The following is a 17,090-nucleotide window of genomic DNA, read 5'->3' on the forward strand; positions in this document are numbered from 1 at the left end:
ACCCGGCCTACAGACCCTATTTGTAGCCCCGGTAAGCGAAGCGCCACCGTGGAAAACAGGCAGGGAAGGATTACTCCCGGCATCGAGAAATATGGTGCATTGTGCTTGAATGAGTGCTTAAGAATCTGGAAGTGATGGTGGTGGGGGAAGGATTCGAACCTTCGAAGTCGATGACGGCAGATTTACAGTCTGCTCCCTTTGGCCGCTCGGGAACCCCACCAGGGGTAATTCATATTTTGAGGTAAAGCTGGAGATGGTGGTGGGGGAAGGATTCGAACCTTCGAAGTCGATGACGGCAGATTTACAGTCTGCTCCCTTTGGCCGCTCGGGAACCCCACCACGGGGTAATGCTTTTAACTGGCCTGCTTCCTGTTGGAAGCGGGGCGCATCATATCAAATGAGACGCCCCTGTAAAGCATTCCTTTAGGGAAATGAAGCTGTTTGCCTGCTTTTTATCCGTAAAGGCGTAAAGCTAATCAATTCATTTTCCGAAGGATTAAAGAATAATCGTTCTGTTGCCGTACACAAAGACGCGCTGGGCAAGTACCTGATACAGCGCACGGCTCAGTACGTTCTTCTCAACGTCACGGCCAGCACGCATCATATCTTCTGCCGTGTAGGTGTGATCCACGTGAATTACGTCCTGCATGATGATTGGGCCTTCGTCCAGATTGTCATTCACGTAGTGCGCGGTTGCGCCAATGATCTTCACCCCACGCTCGTATGCCTGGTGATACGGACGCGCGCCAATAAAGGCGGGCAGGAAGGAGTGGTGGATGTTGATAATCTTGTTCGGGAAGCGCGCCACGAAGGATGGCGTTAGCACGCGCATATATTTCGCCAGCACCACGTAGTCCGGGTTATGCGCTTCAATCGCAGCAGCCATCAGGTTGTCGTGCTCTTCACGGGTATGGCCTTCGTGACTGACCAGTTCAAACGGAATGTCGAAACGTTCAACCAGCGTACGCAGCGTCTCGTGGTTGCCAATGACGGCGGCAATTTCGACGTCCAGGCCACCGTAGTTGGCTTTCATCAGCAGATCGCCCAGGCAGTGCGCCTCTTTGGTGACCAGAATGACAATGCGGCGACGGCCCGCCGGGTTAAGCTCACGCACCGAGCCTTCCGGCAGGGCGCTGTCCAGATCGGCAAGCAGGGTTGTGTCGTTGAAAATGCCTTCCAGTTCGGTACGCATAAAGAAGCGACCGGTACGGTGGTCAACGAACTCGTTGTTCTGCACGATATTCAGTTCATGCTTGTAGCAAATGTTGGTAATTCGTGCGATCAGCCCTTTTTGATCGGGACAGATAGTGCGCAGAACTTTACGTTGTAATGATTGCATCGCCGGGAAATCCTGTTTATGTATTTGCGAAGTCTGAGTTGTCAGGCATTACTGCCGCAACACTTTTTAAATTTTTTTCCTGAACCACAGGGGCAGGGATCGTTACGACCGAATTGCGGACGTGTGCCGTCAATATAATACCATTGCCCGCTGTCCTTTAAGAACCGTGAGCGTTCAATGATGGCGCCGGGTTTGTTTTGTTCGCTAAAGCGGGCGACAAAACTGACATAGCCCTCGTTGGCATCGCGGCCGGGAGCGGCTTCAAAGACGGTGAGGCCCAGCCAGACGGTGTTGGCAAATCCGGCTTCAATCTCCTGGCGAAAATCGGCAGCATGGCAGGACGGATGCCAGGTTTTAATCAGGTAGTCTGCGTTTTTGATCACAAAAGCAGTATACCGCGAGCGCATAAGGTGTGACGGGTCTGGTGCAACCTGCTCGCCAGAAAGATATCGCTGGCAACATAGGCTATACTCCAGAGCGCTACCACAGGGGCAGAGTTGAGACACGATTCTCTTCCTGGAACAAAAAATAAGGCGTTAAACGCTTAAGGTAGCAATATGTTAACTGAGCAGGTGCGTTGACGCTATGTCGGGAATCCAGGGGAAGTAAAACAGGGCTAATGAGAAAGGTAAAAATTGGACTGGCGTTGGGCTCAGGTGCAGCCCGGGGTTGGTCACATATTGGCGTTATCAATACCTTAAACCAGATGGGGATTGACGTTGATATTGTCGCAGGATGTTCTATCGGGTCGCTGGTCGGATCCGCGTACGCCTGCGGTAAGCTTCCGGAGCTTGAAAGCTGGGTGCGCTCCTTCAGTTACTGGGATGTGCTGCGCCTGATGGATCTCTCCTGGCAGCGTGGCGGCCTGCTGCGCGGCGAACGCGTGTTCAATCAGTTTCGTAAGATAATGCCCCTCGCTGACTTCAGCCACTGCCAAATGCCTTTCGGGGCCGTTGCAACCAACCTCAGTACGGGCAGGGAGTTATGGCTCACTGAAGGGGATATACATCTCGCCGTTCGTGCATCCTGTAGCATGCCGGGGTTAATGGCGCCTGTGCCTCACAACGGCTACTGGCTCGTTGATGGGGGCGTAGTGAATCCTGTCCCTGTCTCTCTGACGCGCGCCATGGGGGCGGATATCGTTATTGCCGTGGATTTACAGCACGACGCACACCTTATGCAGCAGGATTTGATGCCGGTTAATCTTCAGAGCGATGACACGGAAGAAGAGAAACTTGCCTGGCATGCGCGATTACGCGGCAGAATAGGGCGCCTGACCGCCCGTCGCGCGGTGACCGCGCCGAACGCCATTGAAATCATGACGACCTCTATTCAAATCCTTGAGAATCGCCTGAAGCGAAACCGTATGGCTGGCGATCCTCCGGATATTCTTATTCAACCCTATTGTCCACAAATCTCTACCCTTGATTTCCACCGGGCTGAGGCCGCCATAGCAGCGGGCTCGTTAGCCGTCGAAAAGAAAATAGATGAACTGTTGCCTTTTGTGCGTACAGCACGTTGAGCACTTTTTTGATTACTTCAGCAAAATCTGACAGGCGATAGTACCAATAGCATGCCACTATTGAGTAACTGTCAGCCAGGGGAGGAACCATGACACAGCCATTGGCCGGAAAACATATTTTGATAGTAGAAGACGAGCCCGTTTTCCGATCGCTACTGGATTCGTGGTTATCCTCACTGGGTGCAACCACGTCCCTTGCCGAAGATGGCGTCGAGGCACTGGAAAAAATGGCCAGCATGGCGCCTGATCTGATGATCTGCGACCTTGAAATGCCGCGCATGGACGGATTAATGCTGGTGGAAAACCTGCGTAATGAAGGTTATCAGACACCGATACTGGTGATCTCGGCAACCGAAAATATGGCGGATATTGCTAAGGCGTTGCGTTTAGGTGTGCAGGATATTCTGCTCAAACCGGTTAAAGATTTGAACCGTCTGCGTGAAACGGTGTTGGCCTGCCTGTATCCCAATATGTTTAATTCCCGGGTGGAAGAAGAAGAACGTCTTTTCCAGGACTGGGATGCTTTAGTCAGTAATCCGCTCGCGGCCGCGAAGCTGCTTCAGGAACTTCAGCCGCCGGTGCAGCAAAATATCTCTCATTGCAGAGTAAATTATCGCCAGCTGGTAGCGGCTGACCAGCCTGGGCTGGTGCTGGATATTGCGCCGTTATCAGATTCTGACCTCGCTTTTTATTGCCTGGATGTTACCCGGGCGGGAGATAACGGCGTTCTGGCGGCCTTATTACTCCGTGCGCTGTTTAATGGATTGCTACAGGAACAATTATCCCATCAGGGGCAACGACTTCCTGAGTTAGGCAGTTTACTAAAACAGGTCAACCAACTTTTTCGCCAGGCCAATTTGCCGGGGCAGTTCCCGCTTCTGGTTGGCTATTATCACAGCGGGTTGAATAACCTTATTCTGGTCTCTGCGGGTTTAAATGCCACGCTGAATACTGGCGAACACCATATTCAGGTGAGCAACGGCGTGCCGTTGGGTACGCTGGGAAATACTTACCTTAATCAAATTAGCCATCGCTGCACCTCCTGGCAGTGCCAAATTTGGGGTGCCGGAGGGCGGTTACGCTTAATGTTGTCCACGGAGTAAGCAGTCAGATTTTATTTTTCAGATTGCTTTACCTGTGTTTTTGCTGGCAGTGCTACTATTGCTGCAAGTTTCATGCGTATTTGTCTTAATTGATCGGCAACGCGTTCTTTTCAGACCCGTATTAGTGGCTGAGACTGTATACTCAACGCGTTATTCAATGCATAAAAGTTCAAAACTTGAACAGTTCAGGAGAATTTCAATGGCTGCCCTTAATTCGAAAGTCAGAAAGGCCGTTATCCCGGTGGCGGGATTGGGTACCAGGATGTTGCCAGCGACGAAGGCAATCCCAAAAGAGATGCTGCCTCTGGTTGATAAGCCATTAATCCAGTATGTCGTGAATGAATGTATTGCAGCAGGTATCACCGAAATTGTGCTGGTGACGCATTCATCTAAAAACTCTATCGAAAACCATTTCGATACCAGTTTCGAACTCGAAGCAATGCTGGAAAAACGCGTTAAGCGCCAGCTGCTGGAGGAAGTGCAGTCTATTTGCCCTCCACACGTTACCATTATGCAGGTTCGTCAGGGGCTGGCGAAAGGCCTGGGGCACGCAGTGTTGTGTGCACACCCGGTAGTGGGCGATGAGCCGGTCGCGGTTATTCTGCCTGACGTGATTCTTGATGAGTACGAGTCCGATCTTTCCCAGGAAAACCTGGCGGAAATGATTAAACGCTTCGACGAAACCGGCAGCAGCCAGATTATGGTTGAGCCAGTCGACGACGTGACCGCTTACGGCGTGGTTGACTGCAAAGGCGTTGACCTGCAACCTGGCGAAAGCGTACCGATGGTTGGCGTTGTTGAAAAACCTAAAGCGGACGTCGCGCCGTCTAACCTTGCTGTCGTTGGTCGTTACGTACTGAGCGCTGAAATTTGGGCTCTGCTGGCGAAAACGCCTCCGGGTGCGGGCGATGAAATCCAGCTGACGGATGCTATCGATATGCTGATCGAGAAAGAGACCGTGGAAGCCTACCATATGAAAGGTAAGAGCCATGACTGCGGGAATAAGCTCGGTTATATGCAGGCATTCGTCGAATATGGTATTCGCCATAACAGCCTGGGTGAAGAATTTAAAGCCTGGCTCAAAGGTAGCGTGGGTATTAAGTAATAAACTCACAGCCCAGTGAACAAGACCGGTGGAGCGATGCCCACCGGTTTTTTTATGCCTGTCGCTCCGTAATTGGCGGGGGATTGTCAGGGACGTTAAATAGGGAGCCTCACAATATGACAGAATGTAAGGAGATGTTCGGGCAAATATTACAGGCATAAAAAATCCCGCATTAAGCGGGATTTTTCAGAATCTTTCCAGATTAATCCTTGATCAGGAAGTCATCCAGTTGTTTACCTTGTTCGTCCATTGCTTTCTTGATTACAGCAGGAGTACGGCCCTGGCCGGTCCAGGTTTTCTCTTCGCCGTTCTCATCGATGTAGCTATATTTAGCAGGACGTGCCGCGCGTTTTGCTTTGGTACCGGTTTTAGCCGCAGCCATGCTGTTCAGCAATTCGTTTGGATCGATACCATCGGCAATCAGCATTTCACGATACTGTTGCAGTTTACGTGTACGTTCTTCGATTTCAGCCGCAGCAGCGCTTTCTTCTTCACGACGTTCGTTAACTACAACTTCTAATTTTTCGAGCATTTCTTCAAGCGTCTCAAGGGTACATTCTCTTGCCTGCGCACGAAGAGTACGGATGTTGTTCAGAATTTTAAGTGCTTCGCTCATTGTAGTAATCTCAAACTTATAATGGGGGTGGGTTTGTTGTCCTAATAATAGAGCCTTAATTTCACTTGTGCAATAGGTGGGAATGTAAGGAATTCAAAAAATACAAAATAAACGACGCTATTATTAATTACGCTAACTTAAATTTCATTGTTTGTTGGGTCTGTGAGATATCGTTTCAAACGGCAAAAGCGCGTCATTTGCGTGTATGTTTTGTGACTTTTACCTCAGGAATTATAGTTGCGGTTGATAAATATCAGCCTTTTGTATTACCCCGAGTAAGCGCAGCGAAGACAAGAATAGTTAATAAATAGTGAATTTTAATGAACGAAGAAGACACTATAAAAAGAAGTGTTATCTCTGGTTGCGGACTCACCTTATTGTCAGTGTTTAATGCCTTTACTGCCTGTTTTAACGCATTATTTTGCGCTATTCGCGAAGGATTTACTGATGCATGGCAGGCTGGAGAGCGCAGCCCGCCGCTGATGACGGTACAAAATATGGTACAATGATCCATCGGGAATATTACACATTGATTAGGGTTCTTCGGCCAATGGCACAACTTTATTTCTACTATTCGGCAATGAATGCAGGGAAATCGACGGCGTTACTGCAATCCTCATACAATTATCAGGAGCGGGGGATGCGTACCGTTGTTTATACCGCCGAAATCGACGATCGCTTTGGGGCAGGGAAGGTGAGCTCAAGAATAGGGCTCTCGTCGCCTGCAAGGCTGTTTAACCCTGAAACGGACCTGCTGGAGGACATTCGTGCCGAGCATGCCTCTAAGCCTGTCCATTGCGTGCTGGTAGATGAAAGCCAGTTCCTGACCCGAGAGCAGGTCCATGCACTTTCAGAGGTCGTTGATGAGCTGGATATTCCCGTTCTTTGCTATGGATTACGTACCGATTTTCGTGGGGAGTTATTTGCCGGCAGTCAGTATCTGCTCGCCTGGTCGGATAAGCTGGTTGAGCTGAAAACAATCTGCTTTTGTGGCCGCAAGGCAAGTATGGTTCTTCGCCTGGACCAGTCGGGTAAACCCTATGCTGATGGCGAGCAGGTGGTGATAGGAGGCAATGAACGTTATGTCTCGGTCTGCCGCAAGCATTATAAAGAGGCGCTGGCTGTAGGCTCGCTGACGGCGTTACAGGGCGACAATCGAAAATAATAAGAATGTTTTACGGATCCTCAGATATAAAAAAACCCGCCAGCGGCGGGTTTTTTTATCATACTGTCAATCAAGCATTTTTCTTCGCTTTCTTGTCAGCCTTTACAACTTCGGGGATTTCAACTTTTACGGCAGCGACATCGCTTTCAGTGAAGTTACGACCGTAATAAGTATCCAGCAGGATCTGTTTCAGTTCGGAAATCAGTGGGTAGCGCGGGTTAGCACCAGTACACTGGTCATCGAATGCATCTTCAGACAGCTTATCTACGTGAGCGAGGAAGTCAGCTTCCTGAACGCCTGCTTCGCGGATAGATTTAGGAATACCCAGTTCAGCCTTCAGGCTCTCCAGCCATGCCAGCAGTTTCTCGATCTTCGCGGCAGTACGGTCGCCCGGTGCGCTCAGACCCAGGTGATCTGCGATTTCAGCATAACGACGGCGCGCCTGTGGGCGGTCGTACTGGCTGAATGCAGTCTGCTTGGTTGGGTTGTCGTTGGCGTTATAGCGGATAACGTTGCTGATCAACAGGGCGTTCGCCAGACCGTGAGGAATGTGGAACTGTGAACCTAGCTTGTGCGCCATGGAGTGACAGACACCCAGGAAGGCGTTAGCAAACGCAATGCCCGCGATGGTTGCCGCACTGTGTACACGTTCACGCGCAACAGGGTTTTTCGAACCTTCGTTGTAAGAAGCTGGCAGGTTTTCTTTCAGCAGTTTCAGCGCCTGCAAAGCCTGACCGTCAGAGAACTCAGAAGCCAGTACGGAAACGTAAGCTTCCAGAGCGTGAGTTACCGCATCCAGACCACCGAACGCACACAGTGATTTCGGCATTTCCATGACCAGGTTGGCGTCAACGATAGCCATATCTGGCGTCAGTGCGTAGTCAGCCAGCGGGTATTTCTGACCGGTTGCGTCATCAGTCACAACGGCAAATGGCGTCACTTCTGAACCAGTACCGGAAGTGGTGGTGACGGCGATCATTTTCGCTTTCACGCCCATTTTCGGGAACTTGTAGATACGTTTACGGATATCCATAAAGCGCAGCGCCAGTTCTTCGAAGTGAGTTTCCGGATGTTCGTACATCACCCACATAATTTTCGCGGCGTCCATTGGGGAACCGCCACCCAGTGCGATGATCACATCAGGTTTGAAGGAGTTCGCCAGTTCAGCGCCTTTACGTACAACGCTCAGGGTTGGGTCAGCTTCAACTTCAAAGAAGACTTCAGTTTCGACGCCAGCCGCTTTCAGAACAGAGGTGATCTGGTCTGCATAGCCATTGTTGAACAGGAAACGGTCGGTCACGATGAGCGCACGTTTGTGGCCATCAGTAATCACTTCATCCAGCGCGATTGGCAGAGAGCCGCGGCGGAAGTAGATAGATTTCGGAAGTTTGTGCCACAACATGTTTTCAGCTCGCTTAGCAACGGTTTTCTTGTTGATCAGGTGTTTTGGACCAACGTTTTCAGAGATGGAGTTACCACCCCAGGAACCACAACCCAGAGTCAGGGAAGGTGCGAGTTTGAAGTTGTACAGGTCACCGATACCACCCTGAGAAGCAGGGGTGTTGATCAGGATACGTGCCGTCTTCATCTTCTGACCGAAGTAAGCAACACGCTCAGGCTGGTTATCCTGGTCGGTGTACAGGCAAGAGGTGTGGCCGATACCGCCCATCGCCACCAGCTTCTCTGCTTTATCTACCGCGTCATCGAAATCTTTCGCACGGTACATTGCCAGCGTCGGGGAGAGTTTCTCGTGAGCAAACGGCTCACTTTCATCAACGACTTTCACTTCACCAATCAGAATCTTGGTGGTAGCAGGGACGCTAAAGCCAGCGAGCTCAGCGATTTTATACGCAGGCTGACCTACGATAGCCGCGTTCAGCGCACCATTTTTCAGAATCACGTCCTGAACGGCTTTCAGTTCTTTACCTTGCAACAGGTAGCCGCCGTGGCTGGCGAAACGTTCACGAACGGCGTCGTATACCGAATCAACCACGACAACAGACTGTTCAGATGCACAGATAACGCCGTTATCGAAGGTTTTAGACATCAGCACAGAGGCAACAGCACGCTTGATATCAGCCGTTTCGTCGATCACCACAGGGGTATTACCTGCGCCTACGCCGATGGCTGGTTTACCGGAGCTGTACGCAGCTTTAACCATACCAGGACCACCGGTCGCCAGAATCAGGTTAATGTCCGGGTGATGCATCAGTGCGTTGGACAGTTCAACAGAAGGTTGGTCGATCCAGCCGATGAGATCTTTTGGCGCACCCGCCGCAATGGCAGCCTGAAGCACGATATCTGCTGCTTTGTTGGTGGCGTCCTTCGCACGTGGATGCGGGGAGAAAATGATTGCGTTACGTGTCTTCAGACTGATGAGAGATTTGAAGATGGCGGTAGAGGTTGGGTTAGTGGTTGGAACGATACCGCAAATGATGCCGATCGGTTCTGCGATGGTGATGGTGCCGAAAGTATCGTCTTCTGACAGCACACCGCAGGTTTTCTCATCTTTATAGGCGTTGTAGATATACTCTGAAGCAAAGTGGTTTTTGATCACTTTATCTTCAACTATACCCATGCCGGATTCGGCAACGGCCATTTTAGCGAGAGGGATTCGAGCATCAGCAGCAGCCAGAGCGGCCGCGCGGAAGATTTTATCAACCTGTTCTTGGGTGAAATTGGCATATTCACGCTGGGCTTTTTTTACGCGCTCGACGAGGGCGTTCAGTTCAGCGATATTGGTAACAGCCATAATGCTCTCCTGATAATGTTTAAACTCTTTTAGTAAACCAGCGCTCGATACGTCTGACAGTATAGTCAGAGCCGATCCCACTTGCGTAACACACAGTAAAACAAAGGATTACTCACTGCTCCAGCTCACTAATTTACTAAAAGAGCCTTACCTTAGCATCATACCTTTTTGATAGGTGATCTCCCTGGCGGCGTAACCAAGATTACTCACTTCTGAGTACGAAAATTATGATCGAGATCAATTTTGTCCTAAGCTGATACCTTTCAGCAGGGTTATTTTGTGCTAATTATTCTACTGTTAAATAATTAAGTAACTATTGGAAGCAGCGATATCATTGATTACACAAATGTTTAACATCATGAATTGATAACGTTTAAGAACAGATTTCTGGTGAAGTATGCGGCTAAAAAGCGTATCTTCAGCGCGGATTTATCATGACACGCAGTTTCTCCCTGGCCATGCTCAATTGCGGAGCTTAATGTGATTCAAACGCTCTTTGATTTCCCTACATATTTCAAGTTTTTTATCGGCTTGTTTGCTCTGGTTAACCCGGTAGGGATCATCCCTGTCTTCATTAGTATGACCAGCTATCAGACGGCTGCGGCACGAAATAAAACCAACCTGACGGCAAACCTGTCGGTGGCGATCATCCTGCTTACGTCTCTTTATCTCGGGGACGCCATTCTTCAGGTCTTCGGCATCTCGATTGATTCGTTCCGTATAGCAGGCGGGATCCTGGTGGTGACGATTGCCATGTCGATGATCAGCGGCAAGCTGGGGGAGGATAAACAGAACAAGCAGGAAAAATCAGAGACAGCTATCCGCGAGAGCATCGGGGTCGTGCCACTGGCACTGCCGCTGATGGCGGGCCCGGGGGCGATCAGTTCCACTATTGTCTGGGGAACGCGCTACCACAGCCTGATGCACCTGATTGGCTTTTCCGTCGCTATTGCGCTGTTCGCGCTGTGCTGCTGGGGTGTATTTCGTATGGCGCCATGGCTGGTTCGCTTGCTGGGACAAACGGGCATCAACGTGATTACCCGTATCATGGGTCTGTTGTTAATGGCGTTGGGCATCGAATTTATCGTTACCGGTATTAAAAGTATATTCCCCGGGTTAGTACACTGACTTTCATTTGAAAGAGCGGAGCCAGCGGCTCCGTTTTTTTTACGTGATTATCTGCAAATCATATAAATAAAGTTGAAATAGGCGCCAGTCATAATAAGTTCTACTAATAATCCTCTTCTGTTGTTTTTCAAGGGGTTGTTTATTTTCATTTCCCCTTGCCGCGCATAAATCCCTCAAACCCTTTGTTATTTTACTCACATGATACTCTGGGGCTTGCTGACAGATAACCGAAATGATATTAGTAATTTCGACGCTGACTCAGACGAATGTGCTAAATAATAATCAATTGTTAAATTATCGTGAAAAATCGTTCAGCCAAGCTTTGTCGTCGCGTTTGTAGCAACAAAATTTCTTATCTGTATGAATTACATCTCTTTTTGTTGATTTCGGCGTAAGCCAGGGTTGGCACCACAGTTATGCCAGCCATCGTAAAAGAGAAATGCTTAACAAATTTGCAAAATGTATTGGCGAGAGTTGGCACCATTTGGTACTTTCCGGCCTTATATTTTGCAGCATTAAACAAGTTGATGAGAACTATTTTCATATAGCCCTCACATAAGATATCCAACGCATCTCTCTGACAGGGGAGAGGTGTAAAGAATCGACGCAAGACCGCCGTATGAGCGGTCAGTAATAATGAAGTCGGTGATAGCAAGAAGTAAAAAAAGAACCTGACAGTAGCAAAAAAAACTCCTGCGCTGTACAGGCCCCAACAGGGGATTACACAACTGGCGAAGGCCGGTCATTATAATGAGTGGAGTATCAACACAATGTCCATCATCACAAAAAAAAATCTGGTAGCGGCGGGGATTTTAACTGCGCTAATCGCGGGCAACGCTGCAATGGCTGCGGACGTTCCTGCTGGTGTTCAACTGGCTGAGAAGCAAACGCTGGTACGTAATAACGGTGCGGAAGTGCAGTCTCTTGATCCGCACAAAATTGAAGGTGTTCCAGAGTCTAACGTTAACCGCGATCTGTTTGAAGGTCTGCTGGTGACTGACGTAGACGGCCACCCGGCTCCGGGCGTGGCGGAAAAATGGGACAACAAAGATTTTAAAGTCTGGACCTTCCATCTGCGTAAAGATGCGAAATGGTCCGACGGTACGCCGGTTACCGCCGAAGATTTCGTCTATAGCTGGCAGCGTCTGGCGGATCCGAATACCGCCTCCCCGTATGCGAGTTACCTCCAGTATGGCCATATTGCCAATATCGATGACATCATCACGGGTAAAAAGCCAGTTACCGACCTGGGCGTAAAAGCCATCGATGCCAACACCTTTGAAGTGACGTTGAGCGAACCTGTTCCGTACTTCTATAAGCTGCTGGTTCACCCGTCCGTCTCCCCGGTACCAAAATCCGCAGTAGAAAAATTTGGTGAAAAATGGACGCAGCCTGCGAATATCGTGACCAACGGTGCATATAAGCTGAAGGACTGGGTCGTTAACGAACGTATGGTGCTGGAGCGCAACCCGCAGTATTGGGATAATGCGAAGACCGTTATCAATCAGGTCACCTACCTGCCAATCTCTTCTGAAGTGACGGACGTAAACCGCTACCGCAGCGGTGAAATCGACATGACCTATAACAATATGCCGATTGAACTGTTCCAGAAGCTGAAAAAAGAGATACCTAAAGAAGTTCACGTCGATCCGTATCTGTGCACCTACTATTACGAAATTAACAACCAGAAAGCACCGTTCACCGACGTACGTGTTCGTACCGCACTGAAGCTGGCTCTGGATCGCGACATTATCGTGAATAAAGTGAAGAATCAGGGCGACCTGCCGGCTTACAGCTACACCCCGCCTTACACCGACGGTATGAAGCTGGTTGAACCTGAATGGTTCAAATGGTCCCAGGAAAAACGTAACGAAGAAGCGAAAAAACTGCTGGCTGAAGCTGGCTATACCGCCGACAAGCCGCTGACCTTTAGCCTGCTGTACAACACCTCCGATCTGCATAAAAAGCTGGCTATTGCCGTCGCGTCAATCTGGAAGAAAAACCTCGGCGTGAACGTGAAGCTGGAAAACCAGGAATGGAAAACCTTCCTCGATACGCGCCACCAGGGAACCTTTGACGTGGCACGTGCAGGATGGTGTGCGGACTATAACGAACCGACCTCATTCCTGAACACCATGCTGAGCGACAGTTCGAACAACACCGCACACTATAAGAGCCCGGCGTTTGATAAGCTGATTGGCGAAACCCTGAAGGTGGCAGATGAAGCCCAGCGCGCCGATCTGTACGCGAAATCAGAACAACAGCTCGATAAAGACTCTGCGATCGTTCCGGTTTACTACTACGTTAACGCCCGCCTGGTGAAACCATGGGTAGGGGGTTATACCGGTAAAGACCCGTTGGATAATATTTCCGTTAAGAATCTTTATATTATCAAGCATTAATGGCAATACGTGGGGCGAGCGAGCTTGCCCCACTGTGTCTATTTTGTAACATTCATCAGGCACACGCCAGAAGGTACGGGCAATGTTGAAATTTATCCTGCGTCGCTGTCTTGAAGCGATTCCAACGTTATTTATTCTAATTACAATTTCCTTCTTCATGATGCGTCTTGCACCGGGCAGTCCTTTTACCGGTGAACGCACGCTTCCGCCAGAAGTTATGGCCAACATCGAAGCGAAATACCATTTAAACGATCCTATCACCACGCAGTACTTCAACTATATGAAGCAACTTGCACACGGTGATTTTGGTCCGTCATTTAAATATAAAGACTATTCCGTTAACGACCTGGTGGCGTCCAGCTTCCCGGTATCGGCTAAATTAGGGGCTGCTGCATTTATCCTGGCCGTTGTTCTCGGTGTCACTGCGGGCGTTATCGCTGCGCTAAAACAAAATACCCGATGGGATTACGCCGTAATGGGGGTCGCAATGACCGGGGTGGTTATCCCCAGCTTCGTTGTCGCGCCGTTGCTGGTCATGATATTCGCCATAACCCTGAAATGGCTTCCCGGGGGCGGCTGGAACGGCGGGGCGCTGAAGTTCATGATATTGCCGATGGTGGCATTATCTCTGGCCTACATCGCCAGTATCGCCCGTATTACCCGCGGTTCAATGATTGAAGTCCTGCACTCGAACTTCATCCGTACCGCCCGTGCGAAAGGGCTGCCGATGCGCCGGATTATTTTCCGTCATGCCCTCAAGCCTGCACTGTTACCGGTACTCTCCTATATGGGTCCGGCTTTTGTCGGCATTATCACGGGTTCAATGGTGATAGAAACCATTTATGGCCTGCCGGGCATCGGGCAGCTGTTTGTTAACGGGGCGCTTAACCGTGACTATTCGCTGGTGCTGAGCCTGACGATCCTCGTGGGCGCGCTGACCATTCTGTTTAATGCCGTTGTCGATGTGCTGTATGCCGTTATCGACCCGAAAATCCGTTACTAACTGGAGCACGCCATGATGTTGAGTAAGAAAAACAGCGAGGCGCTGGAAAACTTCAGTGAAAAGCTGGAGGTCGAAGGTCGTAGCCTTTGGCAGGACGCCCGCCGTCGTTTTATGCATAACCGTGCCGCCGTTGCCAGCCTGGTCGTGCTGGTGCTAATCGCGCTGTTCGTAACCCTGGCACCAATGCTCTCTCAGTTCACCTATTTCGATACGGACTGGGGCATGATGTCCAGCGCGCCGGATATGGAATCCGGGCACTATTTCGGCACCGACTCCTCCGGGCGTGATTTGCTGGTGCGTGTGGCGATTGGCGGCCGTATCTCCCTGATGGTTGGCATCGCGGCGGCGCTGGTGGCGGTGATTGTCGGCACGCTTTACGGCTCGCTTTCCGGTTACCTCGGCGGGAAAGTGGACTCCGTGATGATGCGTCTGCTAGAAATCCTGAACTCCTTCCCGTTCATGTTCTTCGTCATTCTGCTGGTGACCTTCTTTGGTCAAAATATCCTGCTAATCTTCGTGGCGATCGGGATGGTGTCCTGGCTGGATATGGCGCGTATTGTGCGCGGCCAGACGCTGAGCCTCAAACGTAAGGAGTTTATCGAAGCCGCACAGGTTGGCGGCGTTTCTACCGCCAATATTGTGGTGCGTCATATCGTTCCTAACGTGCTGGGCGTGGTGGTGGTGTACGCCTCCCTGCTGGTGCCAAGTATGATCCTGTTTGAATCTTTCCTGAGCTTCCTGGGATTAGGTACGCAAGAGCCGTTGAGTAGCTGGGGCGCTCTGTTAAGTGATGGCGCAAACTCCATGGAAGTGTCACCGTGGTTACTGCTGTATCCGGCGGGCTTCCTGGTCGTCACCCTGTTCTGTTTCAACTTTATCGGCGATGGCCTGCGTGATGCCCTCGACCCGAAAGACCGTTAAGGAGCGCCGTCATGACCATTATTGAAACGGCAACCGCGCCACAGGCGCAACAGCGGACCAGCGCACTGCTGGACGTTAAAGACCTCCGCGTGACGTTTAAAACCCCTGACGGTGATGTTACTGCCGTTAACGATCTCAACTTCGACCTGCGTGCCGGTGAAACGCTGGGCATTGTGGGCGAATCCGGTTCCGGTAAATCCCAGACCGCATTCGCGCTGATGGGCCTGCTGGCGTCAAACGGCGTGATCGGCGGTTCGGCGACGTTTAACGGGAAAGAGATCCTGAATTTGCCGGAACATGAGCTGAACAAGCTGCGCGCCGAGCAGATTTCAATGATTTTCCAGGATCCGATGACGTCCCTGAACCCCTATATGCGGGTGGGCGAACAGCTGATGGAAGTGCTGATGCTCCACAAGGGGCTGGGCAAAGCCGAAGCGTTTGAAGAGTCCGTCAAAATGCTGGATGCGGTGAAAATGCCTGAGGCACGCAAGCGCATGCGCATGTATCCGCACGAATTCTCCGGCGGTATGCGCCAGCGCGTCATGATCGCGATGGCATTGCTTTGTCGGCCAAAACTGCTGATCGCTGATGAACCAACCACCGCCCTGGACGTGACCGTCCAGGCGCAGATCATGACGTTGCTGAACGAGCTGAAGCGCGAGTTCAACACCGCCATCATTATGATCACCCACGATTTAGGCGTCGTTGCCGGGATCTGCGACAAAGTGTTAGTCATGTATGCAGGCCGCACGATGGAATACGGTAATGCCCGCGATGTGTTCTATCAGCCAGCCCATCCGTACTCTATCGGGCTGCTGAATGCCGTTCCGCGTCTTGATGCGGAAGGGGAGTCGCTGCTGACTATCCCGGGTAACCCGCCAAACCTGCTGCGTCTGCCAAAAGGCTGCCCGTTCCAGCCGCGTTGTCCGCATGCGATGGAAATCTGTAACAGCGCACCGCCGCTGGAAGCGTTTGCCCCAGGCCGTCTGCGCGCCTGCTTTAAGCCGCTGGAGGAGCTGGTATGAACGCGATCGACGAAAAAAGAAATGTGCTGCTCGAAATCGCTGACCTGAAGGTCCATTTCGATATCAAAGACGGTAAACAGTGGTTCTGGCAGCCTGCCAAAACCCTGAAAGCGGTGGATGGCGTCACGCTACGCCTGTACGAAGGCGAGACCCTGGGCGTGGTAGGCGAATCCGGCTGCGGCAAATCGACGTTTGCGCGGGCGATCATCGGCCTGGTGAAAGCCACCGACGGGAAAGTGGCCTGGCTTGGCAAAGATCTGCTGGGGATGAAGCCGGATGAATGGCGCGACGTGCGCAGCGACATCCAGATGATTTTCCAGGATCCGCTTGCGTCCCTGAACCCGCGTATGACCATTGGCGAAATCATTGCCGAGCCGCTGCGCACCTATCATCCGAAGATGCCGCGCCAGGAAATTCGCGATCGGGTGAAAGCGATGATGCTCAAGGTGGGTCTGCTGCCTAACCTCATCAACCGCTACCCACACGAGTTTTCCGGCGGTCAGTGCCAGCGTATCGGTATCGCACGCGCGTTGATCCTTGAACCAAAACTGATTATCTGTGATGAGCCGGTTTCGGCGCTGGACGTTTCCATCCAGGCCCAGGTGGTTAACCTGCTACAGAAACTGCAACGGGAAATGGGGCTGTCGCTGATCTTCATCGCCCACGATCTGGCGGTGGTAAAACACATTTCGGACCGTGTGCTGGTCATGTATCTGGGCCACGCCGTGGAGCTGGGCACGTATGATGAGGTGTACCACAATCCTCTGCACCCTTATACCAAAGCGCTGATGTCTGCGGTTCCCGTTCCGGACCCCGATCTGGAAAAAAATAAAACCATTCAGCTTCTGGAAGGTGAACTGCCTTCGCCAATCAACCCGCCTTCAGGCTGCGTATTCCGTACGCGATGCCCAATAGCCGGGCCGGAATGTGCAAAAACACGGCCGGTTCTGGAGGGCAGTTTCCGACATGCGGTTTCCTGCCTGAAAGTAGACCCGTTATAATCGCAAGG

General features: G+C 51.0%; 15 protein-coding genes and 2 tRNA genes. 11 read left to right on the forward strand and 6 right to left on the reverse strand.

Annotated features, from left to right (window positions below; translation table 11 throughout):
* Positions 1 to 135: 135 nt before the first annotated feature.
* From SK54_RS11655 to SK54_RS11670, 4 genes are all read right to left on the reverse strand, one after another.
* A tRNA-Tyr gene (locus SK54_RS11655) sits at positions 136 to 220 on the reverse strand.
* A 34-nt stretch (positions 221 to 254) separates the two neighbouring features.
* Positions 255 to 339, reverse strand: a tRNA-Tyr gene (locus tag SK54_RS11660).
* Positions 340 to 496: 157 nt separating this feature from the next.
* Complete coding sequence (gene purU, locus SK54_RS11665; RefSeq protein WP_003856715.1) at positions 497 to 1,339, reverse strand: formyltetrahydrofolate deformylase; 843 nt, start codon at positions 1,337 to 1,339, stop codon at positions 497 to 499.
* Between the two features lie 41 nt (positions 1,340 to 1,380).
* Positions 1,381 to 1,845, reverse strand: a complete 465-nt coding sequence (locus tag SK54_RS11670) for a YchJ family protein (protein ID WP_023303849.1) — start codon at positions 1,843 to 1,845, stop codon at positions 1,381 to 1,383.
* Positions 1,846 to 1,958: 113 nt separating this feature from the next.
* Here SK54_RS11670 and rssA point away from each other — a divergent pair, with 113 nt between their 5' ends.
* The 3 genes from rssA (at position 1,959) to galU (ending at position 5,069) form a co-directional block, all read left to right on the forward strand.
* Positions 1,959 to 2,861, forward strand: a complete 903-nt coding sequence (rssA, locus tag SK54_RS11675) for a patatin-like phospholipase RssA (protein ID WP_023303848.1) — start codon at positions 1,959 to 1,961, stop codon at positions 2,859 to 2,861.
* Positions 2,862 to 2,950: 89 nt separating this feature from the next.
* Complete coding sequence (rssB, locus tag SK54_RS11680) at positions 2,951 to 3,964, forward strand: two-component system response regulator RssB (RefSeq protein ID WP_003856721.1); 1,014 nt, start codon at positions 2,951 to 2,953, stop codon at positions 3,962 to 3,964.
* Between the two features lie 199 nt (positions 3,965 to 4,163).
* Complete coding sequence (gene galU / locus SK54_RS11685) at positions 4,164 to 5,069, forward strand: UTP--glucose-1-phosphate uridylyltransferase GalU (protein ID WP_003856723.1); 906 nt, start codon at positions 4,164 to 4,166, stop codon at positions 5,067 to 5,069.
* A 202-nt stretch (positions 5,070 to 5,271) separates the two neighbouring features.
* On the opposite strand, the gene hns is transcribed toward galU, so the two are convergent.
* Positions 5,272 to 5,685, reverse strand: a complete 414-nt coding sequence (gene hns / locus SK54_RS11690; RefSeq protein WP_003856724.1) for a histone-like nucleoid-structuring protein H-NS — start codon at positions 5,683 to 5,685, stop codon at positions 5,272 to 5,274.
* Positions 5,686 to 6,005: 320 nt separating this feature from the next.
* On the opposite strand from hns, the gene SK54_RS22515 reads away from it, so the two are divergent.
* Complete coding sequence (locus SK54_RS22515) at positions 6,006 to 6,194, forward strand: hypothetical protein (RefSeq protein ID WP_123912598.1); 189 nt, start codon at positions 6,006 to 6,008, stop codon at positions 6,192 to 6,194.
* Between the two features lie 41 nt (positions 6,195 to 6,235).
* The gene (gene tdk / locus SK54_RS11695) at positions 6,236 to 6,850 is read left to right on the forward strand and encodes a thymidine kinase (protein WP_003856726.1); all 615 of its coding nucleotides are present in this window, start codon (positions 6,236 to 6,238) and stop codon (positions 6,848 to 6,850) included.
* Positions 6,851 to 6,920: 70 nt separating this feature from the next.
* Here the strand turns inward: tdk and adhE are convergent, their stop codons facing one another.
* Complete coding sequence (gene adhE / locus SK54_RS11700) at positions 6,921 to 9,602, reverse strand: bifunctional acetaldehyde-CoA/alcohol dehydrogenase (RefSeq protein ID WP_017693311.1); 2,682 nt, start codon at positions 9,600 to 9,602, stop codon at positions 6,921 to 6,923.
* 480 nt (positions 9,603 to 10,082) lie between these two features.
* Between adhE and SK54_RS11705 the strand changes: the two genes are divergently transcribed.
* The 6 genes from SK54_RS11705 to oppF all read left to right on the forward strand — a co-directional run bounded on the left by SK54_RS11705 (position 10,083) and on the right by oppF (position 17,082).
* Entirely contained in the window at positions 10,083 to 10,730 is a 648-nt protein-coding gene (locus SK54_RS11705; RefSeq protein ID WP_017384236.1) for a YchE family NAAT transporter, read from the forward strand.
* Positions 10,731 to 11,500: 770 nt separating this feature from the next.
* On the forward strand, positions 11,501 to 13,132 hold the full coding sequence (oppA, locus tag SK54_RS11710; RefSeq protein WP_048247223.1) for an oligopeptide ABC transporter substrate-binding protein OppA: 1,632 nt from the start codon (positions 11,501 to 11,503) through the stop codon (positions 13,130 to 13,132).
* 82 nt (positions 13,133 to 13,214) lie between these two features.
* Positions 13,215 to 14,135 (forward strand): oligopeptide ABC transporter permease OppB, encoded by a 921-nt coding sequence (oppB, locus tag SK54_RS11715; RefSeq protein WP_048247226.1) that lies wholly within the window; start codon positions 13,215 to 13,217, stop codon positions 14,133 to 14,135.
* A 12-nt stretch (positions 14,136 to 14,147) separates the two neighbouring features.
* Positions 14,148 to 15,056, forward strand: coding sequence for an oligopeptide ABC transporter permease OppC (oppC, locus tag SK54_RS11720; RefSeq protein ID WP_003856740.1), 909 nt, complete (start codon positions 14,148 to 14,150; stop codon positions 15,054 to 15,056).
* A gap of 11 nt (positions 15,057 to 15,067) precedes the next feature.
* Positions 15,068 to 16,081: an ABC transporter ATP-binding protein gene (locus tag SK54_RS11725; protein WP_017384234.1), complete on the forward strand. Its 1,014-nt coding sequence runs from the start codon at positions 15,068 to 15,070 to the stop codon at positions 16,079 to 16,081.
* Complete coding sequence (gene oppF, locus SK54_RS11730) at positions 16,078 to 17,082, forward strand: murein tripeptide/oligopeptide ABC transporter ATP-binding protein OppF (protein WP_017384233.1); 1,005 nt, start codon at positions 16,078 to 16,080, stop codon at positions 17,080 to 17,082. Before SK54_RS11725 ends, oppF begins: the two co-directional genes overlap by 4 nt.
* Positions 17,083 to 17,090: the final 8 nt, after the last annotated feature.

The organism is Enterobacter sp. MGH120, from assembly GCF_001037725.1.
In the GTDB taxonomy this organism is placed as follows: Bacteria; Pseudomonadota; Gammaproteobacteria; order Enterobacterales; family Enterobacteriaceae; genus Enterobacter; species Enterobacter hormaechei_C.

What these genes read in the sequence shown, in the direction of transcription:
- adhE (WP_017693311.1), bottom strand. Translation starts at nt 9,602, where the DNA reads ATGGCTGTTACCAATATCGCTGAACTGAACGCCCTCGTCGAGCGCGTA.
- oppA (WP_048247223.1), top strand. Translation starts at nt 11,501, where the DNA reads ATGTCCATCATCACAAAAAAAAATCTGGTAGCGGCGGGGATTTTAACT.
- tdk (WP_003856726.1), top strand. Translation starts at nt 6,236, where the DNA reads ATGGCACAACTTTATTTCTACTATTCGGCAATGAATGCAGGGAAATCG.
- purU (WP_003856715.1), bottom strand. Translation starts at nt 1,339, where the DNA reads ATGCAATCATTACAACGTAAAGTTCTGCGCACTATCTGTCCCGATCAA.
- oppF (WP_017384233.1), top strand. Translation starts at nt 16,078, where the DNA reads ATGAACGCGATCGACGAAAAAAGAAATGTGCTGCTCGAAATCGCTGAC.
- rssB (WP_003856721.1), top strand. Translation starts at nt 2,951, where the DNA reads ATGACACAGCCATTGGCCGGAAAACATATTTTGATAGTAGAAGACGAG.
- hns (WP_003856724.1), bottom strand. Translation starts at nt 5,685, where the DNA reads ATGAGCGAAGCACTTAAAATTCTGAACAACATCCGTACTCTTCGTGCG.
- rssA (WP_023303848.1), top strand. Translation starts at nt 1,959, where the DNA reads ATGAGAAAGGTAAAAATTGGACTGGCGTTGGGCTCAGGTGCAGCCCGG.
- oppB (WP_048247226.1), top strand. Translation starts at nt 13,215, where the DNA reads ATGTTGAAATTTATCCTGCGTCGCTGTCTTGAAGCGATTCCAACGTTA.
- galU (WP_003856723.1), top strand. Translation starts at nt 4,164, where the DNA reads ATGGCTGCCCTTAATTCGAAAGTCAGAAAGGCCGTTATCCCGGTGGCG.
- SK54_RS11725 (WP_017384234.1), top strand. Translation starts at nt 15,068, where the DNA reads ATGACCATTATTGAAACGGCAACCGCGCCACAGGCGCAACAGCGGACC.
- SK54_RS22515 (WP_123912598.1), top strand. Translation starts at nt 6,006, where the DNA reads ATGAACGAAGAAGACACTATAAAAAGAAGTGTTATCTCTGGTTGCGGA.
- oppC (WP_003856740.1), top strand. Translation starts at nt 14,148, where the DNA reads ATGATGTTGAGTAAGAAAAACAGCGAGGCGCTGGAAAACTTCAGTGAA.